We start from the raw sequence: 17929 nt of genomic DNA, 5'->3' as shown, positions 1-17929 counted from the left end.
CATGGACAGGAAACAAATCTATATCGATGTTTTACTACAAAAAGGAATTTATAAAGAGGAAAAGACAGGTCGACAACTTTATGAGATGACTGAACAAGAGTTGTGGAATCTAATTAAAGGAGTGTATCAAGAATGATGGAAATACAACATGGTGTTTACGAAGTGACTCAATTATTAATCAAAGCAAAGGGAGGTAATTGACACTCCCACGGCTAAAGCCACAAGCTAGCTAACGTCAGTGGGATTCTTACTACCAAAGGCGAAGTCTATTTCTAGTATCGCTGACGTGCAAGATTGCGGTGTGCCATCACCACGCCGTATCCAGTGCATATAGCAGATACGGCACTCATTCTATTACCAAACGAGTCAGATTGTGAGTTCTCAAATGTGTTTTAGCGTCTTGTGCTTGACGACTCAATACATTTTACGGAGTAGAAGAATTTGTTACTTCAACCTCCTATGTATTCTGTTTTCAGAGAACAAGATTGTTTTAGAGACTTTTACTTGCCTATTATGAAAATGATACCAATTCAAATTCTTGATGTAGAGAACGTACCTTCGGTGTTTTATTTGTACATCGCATTTGACCTCACTCTCATCCCATTCCTAAAGTGGGTGCTATCGCACCGTAGTGGGGTTTCCCGTTCGGAAAATCTATAAAAGATGTGGAGTTACCAAGATATGCAAAGTCTGGTGGTGCTGGTTTTGATTTTGTAGCAGCAGAGGACACGATTATATGGCCGGGCCAAACAAAGGTTGTACAAATGGGATTAGCTTTGGAGATTCCACCAGGATATGAAATGCAGCTACGCCCGCGTAGTGGTATGACGCGTAATTCTTGGAACTGAGGATAGTGTACTTGTTGATTACATTGAATTCCTTAAAGAGGCTAGCATGCAAGCTAATGTAATTGAAAGAGGGAATCTGGTCTTCGGATCAACGGAGGGTGAAATAAAAAAGGCTAGGATTTGTTCCTAGCAAAGAATTATGTCGTACAGAAAGGTAAAAACCTAATGTTTGCAATTTCATTATATAACGTTTCTGGGGTGGAAGAATTAAATCATAGCAATCTTTATGTAACTTTTACATGTGATTGAAATATTTGATAACACAGAAATAGATTTATTAGAAATTGAAATTATTAAAGGGATTTCTGCACATGGAAATCCTAAATGTAATGTATGCGGTAAAGAAATCTTAATAGTACCGAGTTACGTGGTTATTGATTTAGATGAAGATACTGCTTACTAGGAATAGAGCTCCTAGCAAAATTAAAGAATCAACTAAAATTAAGAACTGGTTTTTCTGTGGTTTTCGAAATTCCCTTATTAAGCTAAAAACGACACTCATTCCGAAACAAATGTATAACAAAATCATTATTGTTCCTGACATACTTAACACTCCTAATATATTGATAATTTAATTATATATCGAAAAGTACGCGTATGTAAATTTTTAACAAAAAACTTGCTGGAATAAAAAAATGGCTCTTACTATTACGTAAGAACCCCATAACCGAAGAAAAAAGTCGTATGTGAAACCAAACGGGAATCACAACAATATTTTAACATTTCAATATATAGTTGTCTATACATCGAATTGAAAAAATATTTATTTAAACGAAGGAGCCCTAGATTTAGGGATCTAGAGCTTCTTGTGTGGGTATAATTCACACAATTTATGAAAAGAAAAGAACTTACTGAAGATAACACATAAATGTTTCATAAATGTATCAAAAAAGTGAAAAAATAGTTATTTGAATAGAAAATGACAGCTGCCACAAAAATAAAAATTCATTTTTATTAATTGGTATTTTTACTCTTCTTAGAAGAAATTGTACCAAAGATTGCTCCGGACATTGCTCCAATTAAAATCATAAAAATTGCACTCCATGCTGCAAATGACATAATTACACCTCCTAAAAATAACTTATTGTAACTATTTAAAGCTATTGTTTCTTATTCTTTTTAATAGAAATGATGATTGCAACAACTGTTAAGAAAATAAGAGGAGACCAAGAAAAGAAAGACATTTAGTATCCTCCTTTCGATATTAATTTTAAATATTGTATAAACCGATTATTACATGTTTATAAATTTAATGTGTAGAATATGTAATATTGCATATTGAATTGTAGGACGTGGGGAGATGAAGACGATAGTCGAACCAAAACACCATTTTAATAGAGAACATTTAACAGGACCCGATTAGGGGGGACGGGTCCTGTTAAGGGAACGATAGATTCTTATAGGATTACCAATATATTACCATAAAAGGTAATTAAATTCCATCAGTTGGGTGTTGAGAAAGCTTTTCATAAATGCTTTATTTTACATAACAAGGCAGCTAGCTAAAGTAGCTAATTGCTCGGTTGTACAATTTTAGAAGTTTCACTGGATACAGATATATGTTTTACAAAAGTTACAACTATATTATAAACAAATATTAAAATATTATATATGAAAGAAAAATAAATAAAAATTTCATTTTGTTTATTTTAAAACCAAAAAAGAGCACTTTATTAAGTGCTCTCGTGACGAGATTCATTTTGTGAAGACTACTTTATTTTATAAAGAAAGGAACACAGAATATTATATGCTTTTCTTGTTAATTGAGTGTATTTTTACAGACAAAGAGCAGCTAGCAAAAGCTAACTGTTCGGTTCTCCTAGGGGGAATAAGGAGAAAATCTAATGTAATATAAAATATTGACAGAATATTTAGTTTCATTCACAAGAGATTATATTCCGAAATTTGGATTATGATAGTCGATATTCTCCATATTGACCAGAAAAGAACTAAAATTTCTAGTGAAATTCCAAGGGTTCTTTTCTTAGTTTTTTGAGATTCTTTTATCAAATAGCCAACAGCACTAATTGCTATAAGAATAAAAAGAATAAGTTCTAGTGTAACTGGCATTTTATCTGCTCCTAAACAAAATATTTCGTATATAACAATTATAAGATATTTAATGATTATTAGTAGTACACATTTGAAAAAATAATCCTTTTGTCATAAACAAAAAGGCAGTTGTTTCCGCAGCCACCTTTCAGTAAAATAAAGCACTTTTTCATGAATGAAATATGGATGATTCTTGAAAAGGTTATAGGGTTTAATCCCATTTTTATAATTCAAGTGACGAACTTAATTTTAAGAAAGGCATGACTACATTATATGATAGCTTGTCAATAATGCTCACGAGTAAATGAGCAGTTAGCAAAAGTTAACTGCTCTATACAAGGAGATACAAAGAAAACTATTTCAAATGATTTTTTGCATACAGCCTACATATAGTATTGACTGAAAAATTATTTTAAATCCAATTTACTTAAAGTAAACATCCCTACAGATACAATGGCTGCACCTATTGTAGAACCTATCCAATCTCTCCAACTTAATGCATTTAAAGGTGTATCTGTTAGATCCATAATTAAGAAGATAGCAAACATTAATACACCAAATGCTAAGCATCCCCAAAAAGTTTGTAAAGATTTAATTATCCTCTTCCGGAATTTGTTCATATAAATCATCCTTACTAATATCTTGTATTTTTATAAAAAAATTATTGCATGTATGGAAATTGAAAGGAAAGAATATGCAATATTACATATTGAAACTTAACGAAATAATCATTTTTATAAAAAGTGAGGAATAACAATATGATTTAACAGCAGAAGAGATTCCTGAAATATTAAAAACATAAAATCACAAGCAGCCATAACGGGTGCTTTTTTCTTTGTTATAAAGAAATTACACATTAAGCATGTATTTATACGCGCTGTTACGACACGCTAAGGAATAGTAATAAAAAGATGAGACCAATAAAACCGTATAAAAACCAAAAGAATCCTAATACGGGGAATATTTTATGAAAATTAAGCATGATAAACCTCCTTGGGTATATAAAGGATTATAATATATCGTTGGTCTATATAGAAGGAAAAACATAAATTGGTACATGTTAAACGAAGGGTTGAATAAAATGGAAATACAGATTAAAGGATTCTATATAAATAGGTAGAATCTAATTATTTAGTTCACACTTTAATCCAAGGGGTACAAATTCGATGCGACGTGAAAAGGATTTGTTGAAACAATGGAAGGCGGATTTGCAAGCTATTCAAGAAGAGAAGAGACTGAAAAAGAAGGCTAAGAAAAAAAATAAGAAATATAGCATTCCGGGTAATACAGCTGACTTCATGGATGGCAAGAATACTTATCGTAAAGAGAATGGGGTTTGGAAACAAAAGAATAAATAAAGTGAGAATAAAGGATTTTGATTAAGTGTATGGTAAGTATCGTAGGCGCTGCCGTGTTCTGGTTAGCGTCTTGTTTGATGTTAAGGAAAGATAAGGGGTGAGATAGACTTGCAAATCGAAATATTATTAGTCTGAAACATAGACTAGTAAACAAACTATTTCTAACTTTTAATCATAGAATATAATGAATTCTAATTTTAGAGGAGGGAATCATATCTATGGGATGGGATAATAATTTTGGGCATTCTCGAGATTGTAATAGATTTTGGGATGATTTAGTATTTTGCGGATGTGGTCGTAGACGAAGAAGAAACGATTTTAACGACTGTCATTGTAGACGTGACTGCGATTGTGATGAGTGTCGTCGTAGACGTAATCATGACCGCGATCGTGAGCATGAACATGGTGACCATCGAGATTGGTAAAGCCTTTTGAAAGAGTGCATATTTTAATAGCACTCTTTTTTATTATTTTTTTTAATCAGAAGGATGCTGTTTCGATTTTATTTAACATTTTACAAAACAAACGAACACAACGAACGAAAATAGAAGGTGAAGAATCTTGAACTCAAATGTTACGTTTTCTATGCAAATGAATGGTGAAAGAAAAGATGCTACGGCTTATGTTAGTGGCATAGCGAATATAGCTGTATTTTTGTTAGCTAACGCAGATAGACATATAGTCGATAAGTTGATAGGTCAAGTTGGACTGGAAGAGAAAATGTTTATCGAAGCTACTTTAGCGGGATTAAAACATCATTCTCAATAAGTACAATGTCTCAAAAACATTTGATTACGAGACATAGTCGCCATCAACCAAATATCAACGATCATTATGTATCAAAACTATGTCTCAAAAACAATTGAATTTGAGACAGGAAATTGATACAATCAACCTATCAAACATAAAGGGTGATGTGGAATGATATTTGGTTATGCGAGGGTATCAACCAAAAAACAAAGTTTGGATATGCAATTAGATGAGTTGAAACGATACGGTTGTGAGGAAATCATAACTGAAAAAGAAAGTGGTGCGAAGAAAGATAGAAAAGAACTTCATCTGCTTCTTAGCAAACTTCGAAAGGACGATACTTTAGTTGTTTATAAACTGGATCGTTTAGGAAGAACAATGCATCAGCTTGTTAATTTGCTTCAAGAGTTCAATGAAAAAGGTATTCACTTTGTTTCTATTAAAGATGGAATTGATACATCTACAACAATGGGACGATTCCTATTCCATATATTTGGCGCAATGGCTGAAATGGAACGCGAAGTAATAAATGAGCGCGTTATTAGTGGTGTAGCTGCTGCTAAGGCAAGAGGAAGAGAAGGCGGAAGAAAGAAAGCTCATACCCCTCAACAAATACAAGGTATGATGGAAATGCTTGCTTCTGGCAAAACGAAAGTTGAAGTATGTGAGATGTTCGATGTAGCTCGTGCAACCCTGTATAGGTATATAAAAGAACATGATTCTAAACAATCGGTTTTAAATGCTGAGGAGGGTGAAAATGAATAGTAGAGAGGAATTCGAACAGAATCGTACGTACTACTTAAAAGTTTTACCAAAAGAGTGTGCAAATTGTGGAGAAATAAATGATTTAGATATACACCACGTAGTTCCTTTAGCGAAAGGCGGAACGAATCGGATTAGTAATTTGGTTATGCTATGTCTTGAATGTCATGGAAAAATACATGGTGTGAATAGGGTTAAACATAAGGAATTACAAAGGATAGGGATTGAAAAAGCGAAAGAGCGCGGTGTGTATAAAGGAAAGCCTAAGAAATATATTGAGACAAATGAAAGTATGAAACAAGCTTTGGAATTATTTAAAGATCGTAAGAATAACGGTTATACCGTAAAGAAGATATGTAATGAAACTGGAGTTAGTCGTACGGTGCTTTACGAGAGAGCAAAAGAAAAGGGGATTATGTAGGAGGGGGGAAGGTATGGGAGAATTAAGGTTCATGAGTATAGATGAGTTTAATAAAAAAATACACAATCTCGACAGTGGCGTTTACTTAATTACAGATCATAACAACCAGGTTGTTTATGTAGGTAAAGCTTTTAAAATAAAAAATAGGGTTAATGCTCATTTTAAGGGGTATTCCAATACTAAGGATCACGCACACTTATTTAATGAAGTAGCTTATATTCTTGAGGATAGTCCATTGAAACGCTCTTTATTAGAGATAACTTATATGATTGAATATAAAACAGTGCTGAATAAAGAAGTGCAAGAAGAGTTTCCAGATCTATATACTAAATATATTAAGCAGACAAATCAAAAGCGAAGATCAGTTGCCATGTCGTTGGAGGTTGACGAGGCATGGGAACAAGCGGAAATAGAAAACGTTGTAAGAGATATAGAAAATGGAAAGCAGCAAGAAATAGAGAAACAAAGAATTGAAACGGAACAACAACGCAGATTCGAAATAGAAGTGAAAGAACTGCAAAAGAAAAGGAACAGAGAAAGAGATAAATTAAAAAAAGATTTGATTAACATAGCTGGTGGGAAATCAATGTTTTATGAAATTCTGTCCTTATTGGAAAGTGGATATAATCCTAATCTTTTAGCTGATGCGCTTAAGATGGAGCTTGCAACTATAAATTTATTTAAAGAACATAGGAAGAGTTTTCATATACCGCGTGATCATAAGAGGTTGATTAAACATCAAGATATCATGTATTCATTATCTGGTAAAAAGAATACAGGGAATTCAAGATTAAATCATTTACTTTAAAGTAGCGAATCCGCTGCTTTTTTTAGTTTATAAAGAAAAAAGCCCAATAAGGGGCTAGATACTTTTCTTCATGCCACATTTACGGCATTCTCTTAAATAGATGAAATCTTTAACGGAACTTTTGAATGCGGTATTTCCGCAATTATCACAGCGACCGCTGATTTTGTCAGGATGTTCTGTGTAAGAGTATATCTTGCTTAGATCATACTTTTGTTCATGTTCTTTATTTTCCATTAGTCTCACCTACATATCAATCTGAATCAATACAGCTTTATCATAATAACATGAAGCGTTCATATAATGGATGTTTTTATTTTGCAAAAAGAACCCGCTGGAGTTCGGGTCCTTTCAGAAGTGATGATGTTTTCTCGGCTTAGGAACTGAGAAAATATAATACATCGAGATTCATAGAATTTCAAGACTGAATTAGGGATTTTTTACCAGTTAAGGGATTACAATAGTTCCTGAGAGTGCTAGGCATCATGAAGGTTACAATTCTGTCAAAATTACAGCTACAGGCCAAACTGCTAGTAAGTAGTCTGGTATCATGCAGCGTGTCCCGGCCTGCTTTTTTGATTTTAAAATATTACTTATTATCAGGGTTTTATTTAAATTTATAAATATTCATATATTAATATTTATATAAGGTGAAATATGGTATTTTATAGGTAGTAACTAATATTTGATAGGAGTGGGAAAAATGATTAACATTAAAAAACTAGCTTCTTCATTACTTGTAAGCGCTTTATTTGTTGTCCCTACAAGTGCAAGTGCAGCGAGCGTGTATGGCGTAGTAACTAATAAGTGGGATGCTAATAGTAGCACTATTCAAAACGCAGTACTAATTAATGACAACAAAATTTATGCTGTAAGTTCCAATGATTATGCTTTTCTTAGTACTGAAAATGGTCAAACAGACTCAAATACAAAAGGAAAAGTTAGTCCTAGTTTTCCTACCAAAGGTATGGTGAAAATAATAGAATTTTCATTGCTGGTATGCAAGGAAAATGGAAAGTTGTAGGAACAAATGGAAAAGATTTAGAGAAAGGGAAATTATCAGATCCACGTACTCCGAGATTTGTTAAAAAATTATTGAATGGACAAATTTTGTTAGTGCATAATGACGGATATTATACACTTCTAGATGCAACTTCGAATGTGAAAGTGGCTAGAACAGGCAAGTGGCAAAATAACTGGAATAGTAACGATACAGTTGAGTTTACGAATGGAAAACTTTTAATGGTAGGGGATAAAGGGAACTATCAAGTCATGTCAACTAACGATGGTAAAGTTATTGAATCAGGAGATTGGGGATTCCCTAAACATGGTATCCAATCTATTGACCAACTTACTGATGGAAAAATGTTGGCTGTAGGAGAAGGTTCAAATATCATTCTTTTTGATAAAGATGGTAAAAAGATTGATGACTCTGGAACAGTACTATCCGATAAACCAAATAAGAAGTATAAGTGGGATAAAGTAGTAGCTCTTGAAGAACAGCATGCATTAGTAATTAGTTCATCTGGTGACATTTTATTGGTTCATGTGGACGATACAAATAATATTTCAATTAAAGCGCAAACAAAAATAAATAACTATGCTCCTGATAAATCTATATTTAAAGTTAAAAATGATAGAGTGTTTGTTACGCTTACTGGAGGTAGATTTATAATTTTCCAAATAGATTTAGATTCATAAAATCATAAACGTATGTCGTAGAAATGAATAAATTCGGATATAAGTTAGACTAACATTTTAAGAATTCAACAAAAAAGCAAAATATTCTATGTAACTGTAAATGAATTATATGTATATGCAAAGTGAAAACTAAAACCGTCCAGTTTGAAGTGCACCCCAATTATTAGACACAGTCTAACAATTGGAGGTGCATTTTTTATGACTAAATTTTCTTCAACAGAGAAAATCCAAGCAGTGAAACGATATTTAGATGGTACAGAAAGTGGAAAAACAATTGCTAAATCTATAGAAGTTACTCCTAGCTTACTTCGTGAGTGGATTAGACGATATGAATCTTCAGGTGAAAATGCTTTTGAAAAACGCTATACACCCTACTCTACCAAGTATAAACTAAACGTACTTAATTATATGAATGAACACGGGATATCTATCAGAGAAACAGCGGCACTTTTCAATATTCCGTCTTATAAAACACTTCGGAAATGGAAAATAGCTTATGAAACAGGAGGATTGGATGCCCTATATTCAAAGAAAAAGGGGCGTCCAACCATGAAAGATAAGAAAATAAAACCAGTAGTAGAGGGCTCAATAGAAGCAGTACAAGCGGAAAATGAGCGTTTACGTATGGAAAATGCCTATTTAAAAAAGTTGAATACCTTAGTTCAAAACAAGAAACAATCACAAAACAAGACAAAGCCGAAGTAATCTATGAGTTAGGGCATGAATTTCCTGTCAAAGAGTTACTTCAACTAGCAAACATTCCACGTAGTACGTACTATTACTGAATCAAACGGTTCAATCGTCTTGATTCAAATACGGAGGTAAAAGAACAGATTCAAGCTATTTATGATGAACATGGTGGGTGTTATGGGTATCAGCGTATTCGTGATGAACTGATAAATCGTGGACACAAAATAAATCATAAAAAAGTGTATCGCCGTATAAAAGAATTAGGGTTAAAATATCTTGTTCGTATAAAAAATATCGCTCTTACAAAGGGACAGTTGGGAAAATTGCGCCGAATATTTTAAATCGCAACTTCCAAGCCGATAAACCAAATGAAAAGTAGGTTACAGATATTACGGAGTTTAAGTTATTTGGGGAGAAGTTATAGTTAGCACTAATGTTAGATTTATTTAAGGGTGAAATTATCACGTATACAATTGGTTCTAGACCGACCTATTTCCTTGTTTCAACAATGTTAGACCAAGCCTTTGAACGTGTAACAGATCAAGACAAACCCCTCATTCATTCTAATCAAGGGTGGCACTATCAAATGAAACAATACCAGGCTCATATTCTAGAGGCTGCCTAATGAAACGACTTGTCTAGCTTTCGGGGGTCACTCCACTGTAGAGCTAGCCTAATAAATTAGAGTTCGATAGAACTCTTTACTTAGGAATCCTCCTATTCTAAGCGATGTGAAAGTGGGGGTAGTTCAAAAGAAGTAAATATGAAAAAGTTAGAGAATTATCTTAGTTATTAAATAGATTCTGCCTATACTTTAAGTAGAGCCCAATTTATTAAATTTAAATAGTTTATATGTTCATATATAGAATTTTGAAGGGGGTAAATTGTAAATGGTTCCAACGTCAACATATGTGGCTAAATGGGTATTAGATGACTTAACACTTGTATCAAGACCAAACCAGGGGATCAAACTAAGTACATTTAAAAAGTTAGAAAAACTTTATGTAGAATACAGAGAAATGATTGAGAGAGATACTAGTTTTGAAATTACACATTATCTGCTAGAGTTTATCAATCCACATAATCTTTTTGTAGTAAGAGATGGTTACTATATATTTGATAATAAAACGATGAAATTTATTAAAGTATCAGGCGATATTCATTTTTTAAATCAAAACTTAGCGTATTGTAATAATGGAGTTGCGGTGGATTTAATAAACGGAAAAATGCATTTTTTAGAAGGGCATTATTATAAAGTTAAGACCTCATATGTTGATTTATTAAAAGGAGAAACTATCCCTGTAATGGTACTAAGTCATTTAGATAATAATGTTGGAGTATCAGTTCCTTTGACAATGTTTAATGAGGAAAGAACTTTTAAAATTTCAGAGAGTTATATAGTGGATCTTGCCTCAAAGAATTGTAACAATGAGAGTGAATTTAGTGAAAAGGAAAACGTAATACGATTTCTAAAACCTTCTATTGTGTAGTTAAGTATATATGTTAATTAAATTCATAATGAATTTAAAAGGGTGAAGTAAATTTCTTTTGAAATGTATACAGCCTTTCGAGATAAAGTAATTATAAAAGATGAATATAAAGGATTGGTGGAATTAATACATACAGGAAGCTGGGAAGAAGCTGCTTTAAAGTTTCCATTCGTTAAAGAATATATAAAAGTTAATCATAGTAAAGATATTCCATTTACAAAGAAACAGATAAATGAAGCATTTGCAGAAGATGATTTTTTATATATGAGGTGGCACATAGGAACCTGGGAAGAAGAGAATGATTATTATACAAATTTTAAAGATAATGAATGGTCATTTATAGCCAATCTAAGGAACTATAGAGATCTAGAACATAACGTGGCACCTATCATATTATTTATGAATGTGGTTTTAAAGGAAGTAGCAGCACATATTATAAGGCTGGAAGTTTGATATGGTGAGGCTGATGGACCGGAAGAATACTTTTTTATAAATAATGAATTTAAAAAGAGTAGCAGTAATTAAATATTGCTGCTTTTTATTTATACACTAGAAATTATTGTTGTTAGCGTTATATATATTCATTTATAATAGAATATGGAAAATTTTACACTGCAATAATAAAGATTTTAGTATATAAGAGCTGGGAGCAGTTCTTTTTATTTTGCTCAGAGGGAGTGTGAAAGAAACAAGTTTATGTTAGTAGCGAAGTTAAATAATTTAATAGAAAATAAAAAATTAGAATTAGTAGAATTGGTAAATAAACATGGCTTTAGTCATACGAAAGTCCTCTATTTAAGTCAGGAAATTGATAACTTAATTAATAAATATATGATTATAAAAAAAGGAACCCTATAATAGTAGGGTTCAAAGGGAACAGATACATAAAATAAATAAAGAGAATAATTTTATTATATAAGAAATCTGATACCGTAATATTGAGAAAGTGTAAAACCTTAATTAAATATTTTGATTTGAAAAGTGATGTGATTACGATTTTAAAATTAAGAACAGATTTAATAGAGAAAGCGTTTAAACTAACTCATATAAAAGAAGACAGCAACGCTAGTAAACAGGAAATTAATATTGCATTTAATTTAAATGAAGACTTACAAAAAATAAACGAACCTAAGAAATTTAAATTTTATCTTTATAATGAAAAGCAAGCCAGTGAATTCTCATCATCTGATTTCTCAAAAGACGCTAAAAAAATTACACGTTTATGGATACATCTTTGCTTTAACTTAATGATGATGGGATACGGAAAAGATTCGTATCGATAAATTTTTTAGGGGAAAATAGTTAATCATCGATATAATTAAATTTACAATATATTCAAAGGAGGAGCTCAATTTGAAGAAAACATTAATTGTTGGAGCAATATGCTTATCGCTCGCTTCTTTAACTGCATGTGGTAATGAAGAAGCATATTCTGAAGCGAGTAAAAATGAGATTGTAATACACATACCTAAAGAAAAATCTAGAAATCTAGAACGATTTGAAACATTTTCTCAAAATGTAAAAGATAAGAAAAATGACGAGATACACATTAAAAATTATTTAATTGACGAGGAGGCCAAAGTACCGAGTTTAGACACTGTAACTTATCAGAATGAGAAATTTACTTTTATTCACAAGTACAAAAACGACAATAGAAAGGATATATGTAATAAGTTCGTTACTCCTCAAGAAACACATGGTCTTGCATATATGCTAAGAGATTGCACCCAGTCAGAAGATGGTATTATACTTCAATATACAGCGAAGGATGGTGAGGGATCACACTCCATAAAAAATAAACCTGTTGAATTTATTGAAGTTGAGGGTGATAAAAAATACATATTCGTTAAGGACTTAGAGATTGGAGACTTCTTGAATGCTATAAAATTCACTCACTTCGATACCCCAACAAATCCATCTAACATAAAAGAACCAAATTTTAAAATCAATGTTCATTATTTAAACGGAACTACCCAGACGTATCATTTGTGGATTGACAAAGATAGATCAAAAGCATTACTTATGGACCCAGAACAAATAAACCATGGACATGAAATCGATAAAATATTTGTAGATAACATAATAAAAGCATTAAAGTGAAAAAGACATATCTTAATACTCCTCGTAAAGTTGCATTTTTTCGATGGAAACATGAACTTAATTACTACTTAAAAAATTGACCGCTCTCACAGGTGGTTTTCTTATGCGTTTATCCCAGTCATCTCGTCTAACACATTATCCTTCGGGTACAGAAAACATATTGTCAGTCTACAACTACTGTTCAATAGTCTAAAACATATTTTTAATCAAACAGATTCTGCTTTTTTCTCCTTGTGTTAAAGATAAGATTGTATTCTTTAAGCTTCTCTTTTTTTGTAGATTTTTGATACGGATGTTTTTGCCCCCCTCGAAAAGGAGGAATACGGGATTCAGCCCATCAAATTAAGATTTTGAGCTTCACCTTTAACGAAAATTTTGTGTTTTTTATCGCAAAGAAGTTCATTTTTATCGTTTTTGGGGCAACCTGTTTTGTTAAGCTTGATGGGAATGGGGTAACACCACATCGCTATCAACCTAAGAATTTTCTAACACCCCAAAACGAGCTAACTTCTCAAGGATAATTCTAGAATGAGCATTTTTATAGGTTTTTCGATTAATTTTCGAATGATGTCCTATCGCTATCGAAAACCATAGTAGGGAGGGCCGCCGTTTCGAATCCTGTTCAGACGATTGAAATTAGAAGTAGAGTACATGTTTGCATTCTACTTTTTCATGTTTTGTAGTGAAAAGCATATTTTAGTATGATAGGTTCAAAGGGGGAGAAGAAATGGAGAGCATGGCTTTTTTGGATGATTCTAAAACGTATCGTTATTCGTTAGAACGTATTTGGGACCCATATAAAGAACGTGTACTGTTTATTATGTTAAATCCAAGTTCAGCGAATCAAGATAGTGAAGATGCGACTTCCAGACGTTGTTTAAATATTGCGAAGCGTCTTGGTTATGGTTCCTTGGAAATTGTAAATTTGTTCGCGTATATAGCCACAAAACGTAAGGATTTGCTTCAAGTAAGTAAAGAAGATGCAATTGGACCTGAAAATGAAAATCATGTGATCCGTGCTTTAAACCGAGCAGATATGGTGATTGCAGCTTGGGGAGAAAATTGTAAATATCACAATCGGCATAAAGATATTTATGAGTTATTCAGAGGTTATCATTTACACTGCCTAGGGAAAACTAGGGATGGGTTTCCGAGACATCCTTTATACCTAAGCAGGGATTCGCAGCCAATAGATTACATAAAACCAGAGCGGGTTGTGCACCGCCTTATACGAACAGCAAGAAACCATGAACGAACAAGTAAAGAGGGACTCACAACAAACTGTAATGGTGAAACTGGAGGCGACGCATGGGTGTGGTGTTCCATTTGTCATGAAGAACATCCCGTTGCTGGATCCACCGCTTGCTTATCTTGTATTAATAAACTTATAGAAGGCTATCATAAAGAAGCATGAAAAATGCCCTACTCCTTTATAAGGAAGTGGGGCATACATTTATCCAAGATTAATTTCTTTTCTGCGCTTTTCTACATATTTTAACATCTTTAGAAATTCATCATCTTTTCTTTGTTGTTCTTCTTTTTCGTTTTCAGAATATAAGTGTGACTCCAGTACTGCGTCCTCTAAATCGAACTGTTTTCCGTTCCTTGGATTGGTAACGCGAATAGAATAGAGTTTGAATGTATCAGTGATACAATTCGAAGTGCCAAGGATAGTAACAGGAGCTCCCTTAAACAACAAAAATGGAATAATTCCATGTACTTCTAATTCTTTTCTAAGATATGCGATATCTCCCGCTTTAAATTTGTTTTGCATCATGCATCAACCTTTCTAATTTTTATTTCGTAATACATTAATATTATATTATTTAAATTTATATTTTATAACGATTCTTGAAAAAAATTTTGATGGTGTTGAAATAAGAATCTACATTGATTCTAGTAAAAAACCTTTCTGATTCATATGAGAGGTTTTCATCGTTCTATATGGTTAGCACTTTTTATTTTATTTCGTAGGTGGAAACAATCCAGTTGTCATGATATTGTTTTCCGTTAAGATGATCGATTTTCAGAGGCACTATCTTGTGTAAACACCTTAAATGAATGGTAGGTGTAAGAGTAGGGGCATCTCTTTTTATTTTTGAAAGTATGGTTACGATACTAATAAAGGTGTGATTCCATGCGTGAGATACAATTTCAAAATCTATCTTTACAAAATATGAACTTTCACACAGTTTTTGAGCAAATCTATTCGTATATAAAAAGTGACCCGCGGCAAAGCTACAAACTTATGATTGGAACGGACTCACAAGTGCAAAAAAGGGGGACATTGTTTATTATGGGTATTGTGATACAAAGGGAGGGGAAAGGGGCCTGGGCATGTATACGAAAGGCATATACTACGAGACAAATGAAGGTATTACATGAACGGATTTCGTTTGAAACATCTTTTACAGAAGAAGTGGCTATGTTGTTTGATGAAAGGAAGAAAGAGAGACTCATTCAGCTGATTTTGCCATATGTGTATGATGGTGGTTCACTCTCCATTGAAGGACATATCGATATCGGGTCAGGTAAAAGAAACCGTACGCGAGAATATGTGGTAGAAATGATGAATCGTGTAGAAAGTATGGGACTGGATCCTAAAATCAAACCTGAATCATTCGTGGCTTCTTCCTTTGCAAATCGGTATACAAAGTAAGAATATTAGTGTCGTAGCAATATAAAACGCCCACTTGTTTTGAAAATAAGTGGGCGTTTTGTCGTGAATTCATATAACATATTTAATTGAAAGCGTCTTCCATCTCCTGATAGCACTTTTCGTGTTTGTCTCTTGTTATCTCAAGTACGGCTCTCATGTCTTCAAAGCTGAGGCTTTCCTGGCACTTGTCACAGATGAAAACAAAAGCATTGTTTTTTAAAATATCAATACCAATAATGCGCATTTCTTCTTCACTTAATGCTTCAATTTCGTGTTCTATCGCAAATTTGATTAAAGTAATGGCATTAGGATCTTGCACACGTTTAATGAAAAGGTGATTCGTTCGTGTTACAACGGTACTTCACTCTATGGAGGGATTCAGGAGGGGTATGTACTTAGATTAACGGATGTGTTTCACTATAATGATTTTTCAAAATCTGTAGGAAAATTTGTCCGAAAAAATCATGTGCAAACCAAGCGACACTGGATGACACAAGCGGTTATCCCAAATCAATTAGTAAAATAGAAAAAACGCAATTCCAAGTGGAACTGCGTTTTTGTTTTTATTTGAGTAGCATGCATGAATCTGTTAACAGAGAATACACGTGACTAAAATGGATTACTAATAACATATTTTTATTTATTCGTAACTTTTAGAGTATCTAACACGACTTTAGTAGCATCTGCAATAAGTTTATCATCGTATTCTGCATCTTCTTTATTATGATTAGAAAGGATGGCAAGAACAATTGGCTTTTTATTTGGTGGCCAAATTATTGCGATATCATTTCTTGTTCCATAAGAACCTGCACCTGTTTTATCAGCTACTTCCCATCCTTTTGGTACGCCCGCACGAATTAATTTATCCCCAGTTGTATTTCTCTTCATCCAATCTACTAACAGTTCACGTTTTTCAGATGGTAGTACAGTTCCTAATGTAAAAGATTGAAGCGTCTTAGTGATTGCTTCTGGTGTACTTGTATCATGTGTTTCTCCTGGATTTACTTCATTTAATTCAGGTTCAAATCGCTCAGAATTAGTAACAGTATCACCAATTTCTCTCAAGATTTTTTCAAATGCGGATGGACCACCTAACTTTTTAAGAATTAAATTATGTGCCGTACTGTCACTATATCGAACTGAAGCATCTGCAAGTTCTTTTAACGTCATTCCTGTATCCACATGCTTTTCAGTAATTGGATTATAATTAGATAGGTCTTCACGTGTATACGTAATTCTTTCATCAAGAGCTTCTATTGAATTTTGACGTAAAAGAGCTCCCACTGCTAATGATTTAGATGTAGAGGCAAATGCAAAACGATTATCTGCATGGTAAGCAACAGTCTGATTTGTACTTGTGTCCAGTGCGTAAATACCAAGCTTAGCGTTATATTCTTTTTCAAGTTTAGCAAAAGCATGATTGCCTGTATTTACTTGCTTAACTTGATTGATTTGATTTGTTTGTTTAGGTGATTCTGATTGCGTATTACTATTAGAACAGCCTATCAGTGTCACGCATGAAAGTAATACGACAGGTACAATTTTTTTGTAATGTGAATTGGTAAAGAACTTGTTTAAAACGAACATAATTTTCAACCTCTTTCAAGAATATATGGATTTAGTCTAGTTTTTCATACTGATGCAATTGTAGAGAGCATACGATAACGATACTCTGCAGCTAAAATATTTCGGGTTAAAAACGTTTACGAAATGAATAACCCACTGTTCAAGCGAAGCGTTTTTATTACCTATTCACTTGTAAGGAGTAGCCCGTAAAAGTATGAAACTGGTAACATGTAAACGTAGTATTTCAATACACACCTTTTTTACATTCTTCTCCTTTGCAAAATAATGAGTCCTTTCATTTTTTTATTAACTGTATAAATAGGTGTCTAACGAGATAGGTTGTATCCGATTTGGACATCTATTTTCAGGAATACACGTAATAGACATTCTAAGTAATGTATTTGTTCCACTTTTAGATGAAGAAGAACTTGATTATGGTAAAAATATATTATGAATTACTATATAGAAACCTAGTTCGGTAAAGAAAAGTAATCGTGTAGCATTCTTATTGCTACCTCCTCCTAAAATACGCTCACTGACTTTATAAACTGTATTTTCAGAAATATTGCAAGCGTGTAAGACAAATGAAAGGTAATTCAATATGAGAAAAACAACCTTACTACTACAATGAAAAACAGAAACATGAATAAAATTCATGTGTTACGATATGAAATTTAATTTGGTACTTAATAATTTTGACCAAGTATCCCAGTTTCAATAGGAGAAG

General features: G+C 32.9%; 22 protein-coding genes and 2 pseudogenes. 18 read left to right on the top strand and 6 right to left on the bottom strand.

The genetic code is table 11. From position 1 onward, the window contains the following. Position 1 precedes the first annotated feature (1 nt). Together N2V79_RS27325 and N2V79_RS27320 are read left to right on the top strand one after the other, a co-directional pair. Complete coding sequence (locus tag N2V79_RS27325; protein ID WP_000375383.1) at positions 2-136, top strand: Fur-regulated basic protein FbpA; 135 nt, start codon at positions 2-4, stop codon at positions 134-136. 520 nt (positions 137-656) lie between these two features. Then, positions 657-930: pseudogene (locus tag N2V79_RS27320) on the top strand (dUTP diphosphatase); the annotation flags it as partial. Positions 931-2729: 1799 nt separating this feature from the next. Here N2V79_RS27320 and N2V79_RS27315 read toward each other — a convergent pair. Both N2V79_RS27315 and N2V79_RS27310 read right to left on the bottom strand, forming a co-directional pair. Then, entirely contained in the window at positions 2730-2918 is a 189-nt protein-coding gene (locus N2V79_RS27315; RefSeq protein ID WP_071732260.1) for a hypothetical protein, read from the bottom strand. Between the two features lie 389 nt (positions 2919-3307). Beyond that, positions 3308-3520, bottom strand: coding sequence for a hypothetical protein (locus N2V79_RS27310; protein WP_078386046.1), 213 nt, complete (start codon positions 3518-3520; stop codon positions 3308-3310). Positions 3521-4066: 546 nt separating this feature from the next. Between N2V79_RS27310 and N2V79_RS27305 the strand changes: the two genes are divergently transcribed. From N2V79_RS27305 to N2V79_RS27280, 6 genes are all read left to right on the top strand, one after another. Then, positions 4067-4258 (top strand): hypothetical protein, encoded by a 192-nt coding sequence (locus tag N2V79_RS27305; RefSeq protein ID WP_071732262.1) that lies wholly within the window; start codon positions 4067-4069, stop codon positions 4256-4258. A gap of 218 nt (positions 4259-4476) precedes the next feature. Next, positions 4477-4683: a hypothetical protein gene (locus N2V79_RS27300; protein WP_082682420.1), complete on the top strand. Its 207-nt coding sequence runs from the start codon at positions 4477-4479 to the stop codon at positions 4681-4683. 160 nt (positions 4684-4843) lie between these two features. After that, positions 4844-5026: a hypothetical protein gene (locus N2V79_RS27295; protein ID WP_340720538.1), complete on the top strand. Its 183-nt coding sequence runs from the start codon at positions 4844-4846 to the stop codon at positions 5024-5026. A 153-nt stretch (positions 5027-5179) separates the two neighbouring features. After that, on the top strand, positions 5180-5773 hold the full coding sequence (locus tag N2V79_RS27290) for a recombinase family protein (RefSeq protein ID WP_340720386.1): 594 nt from the start codon (positions 5180-5182) through the stop codon (positions 5771-5773). Further along, positions 5766-6191, top strand: coding sequence for an HNH endonuclease (locus tag N2V79_RS27285; RefSeq protein ID WP_340720385.1), 426 nt, complete (start codon positions 5766-5768; stop codon positions 6189-6191). The genes N2V79_RS27290 and N2V79_RS27285 overlap by 8 nt, the downstream gene beginning before the upstream one ends. 13 nt (positions 6192-6204) lie before the next feature. Further along, complete coding sequence (locus N2V79_RS27280; protein ID WP_340720384.1) at positions 6205-6999, top strand: GIY-YIG nuclease family protein; 795 nt, start codon at positions 6205-6207, stop codon at positions 6997-6999. Positions 7000-7053: 54 nt separating this feature from the next. Here N2V79_RS27280 and N2V79_RS27275 read toward each other — a convergent pair whose 3' ends face one another. Then, complete coding sequence (locus tag N2V79_RS27275; RefSeq protein ID WP_025921811.1) at positions 7054-7233, bottom strand: hypothetical protein; 180 nt, start codon at positions 7231-7233, stop codon at positions 7054-7056. A 466-nt stretch (positions 7234-7699) separates the two neighbouring features. Here N2V79_RS27275 and N2V79_RS27270 point away from each other — a divergent pair, with 466 nt between their 5' ends. The 9 genes and pseudogenes from N2V79_RS27270 (at position 7700) to N2V79_RS27235 (ending at position 14391) form a co-directional block, all read left to right on the top strand. Further along, complete coding sequence (locus tag N2V79_RS27270; protein ID WP_340720383.1) at positions 7700-8020, top strand: hypothetical protein; 321 nt, start codon at positions 7700-7702, stop codon at positions 8018-8020. Then, positions 7996-8697: a hypothetical protein gene (locus N2V79_RS27265; RefSeq protein WP_340720382.1), complete on the top strand. Its 702-nt coding sequence runs from the start codon at positions 7996-7998 to the stop codon at positions 8695-8697. The genes N2V79_RS27270 and N2V79_RS27265 overlap by 25 nt, the downstream gene beginning before the upstream one ends. Before the next feature lie 198 nt (positions 8698-8895). Then, a pseudogene (locus tag N2V79_RS27260) lies at positions 8896-9988 on the top strand (IS3 family transposase); the annotation flags it as partial. Between the two features lie 289 nt (positions 9989-10277). Beyond that, positions 10278-10877, top strand: coding sequence for a hypothetical protein (locus tag N2V79_RS27255; protein WP_340720381.1), 600 nt, complete (start codon positions 10278-10280; stop codon positions 10875-10877). 63 nt (positions 10878-10940) lie between these two features. Then, the gene (locus N2V79_RS27250) at positions 10941-11330 is read left to right on the top strand and encodes a hypothetical protein (RefSeq protein ID WP_340720380.1); all 390 of its coding nucleotides are present in this window, start codon (positions 10941-10943) and stop codon (positions 11328-11330) included. A gap of 243 nt (positions 11331-11573) precedes the next feature. Continuing rightward, on the top strand, positions 11574-11735 hold the full coding sequence (locus tag N2V79_RS29290) for an aspartyl-phosphate phosphatase Spo0E family protein (RefSeq protein WP_151527379.1): 162 nt from the start codon (positions 11574-11576) through the stop codon (positions 11733-11735). A 128-nt stretch (positions 11736-11863) separates the two neighbouring features. Beyond that, a complete protein-coding gene (locus N2V79_RS27245; protein ID WP_327898307.1) occupies positions 11864-12160 on the top strand; it encodes a hypothetical protein in 297 nt (98 codons plus the stop codon). A 70-nt stretch (positions 12161-12230) separates the two neighbouring features. Next, positions 12231-12977, top strand: coding sequence for a DUF4362 domain-containing protein (locus N2V79_RS27240; RefSeq protein ID WP_340720379.1), 747 nt, complete (start codon positions 12231-12233; stop codon positions 12975-12977). A gap of 727 nt (positions 12978-13704) precedes the next feature. Beyond that, entirely contained in the window at positions 13705-14391 is a 687-nt protein-coding gene (locus N2V79_RS27235; protein ID WP_340720378.1) for a DUF1643 domain-containing protein, read from the top strand. Between the two features lie 39 nt (positions 14392-14430). Here N2V79_RS27235 and N2V79_RS27230 read toward each other — a convergent pair whose 3' ends face one another. Then, entirely contained in the window at positions 14431-14751 is a 321-nt protein-coding gene (locus tag N2V79_RS27230; RefSeq protein ID WP_340720377.1) for a hypothetical protein, read from the bottom strand. Between the two features lie 363 nt (positions 14752-15114). Between N2V79_RS27230 and N2V79_RS27225 the strand changes: the two genes are divergently transcribed. After that, entirely contained in the window at positions 15115-15636 is a 522-nt protein-coding gene (locus tag N2V79_RS27225) for a ribonuclease H-like YkuK family protein (protein ID WP_340720376.1), read from the top strand. Between the two features lie 82 nt (positions 15637-15718). On the opposite strand, the gene N2V79_RS27220 is transcribed toward N2V79_RS27225, so the two are convergent. Next, a complete protein-coding gene (locus N2V79_RS27220) occupies positions 15719-15880 on the bottom strand; it encodes a hypothetical protein (protein WP_340720375.1) in 162 nt (53 codons plus the stop codon). Between the two features lie 392 nt (positions 15881-16272). Beyond that, positions 16273-17223: a class A beta-lactamase BlaIII gene (gene blaIII, locus N2V79_RS27215; RefSeq protein WP_071729408.1), complete on the bottom strand. Its 951-nt coding sequence runs from the start codon at positions 17221-17223 to the stop codon at positions 16273-16275. Positions 17224-17929: the final 706 nt, after the last annotated feature.

It is taken from the genome of Bacillus sp. CH_70 (assembly GCF_038007045.1).
Lineage (GTDB): Bacteria > Bacillota > Bacilli > Bacillales > Bacillaceae_G > Bacillus_A > Bacillus_A cereus.
Note: the sequence above shows the minus strand (reverse complement) of the source record. Positions and strands in the feature narration are given on the sequence as shown.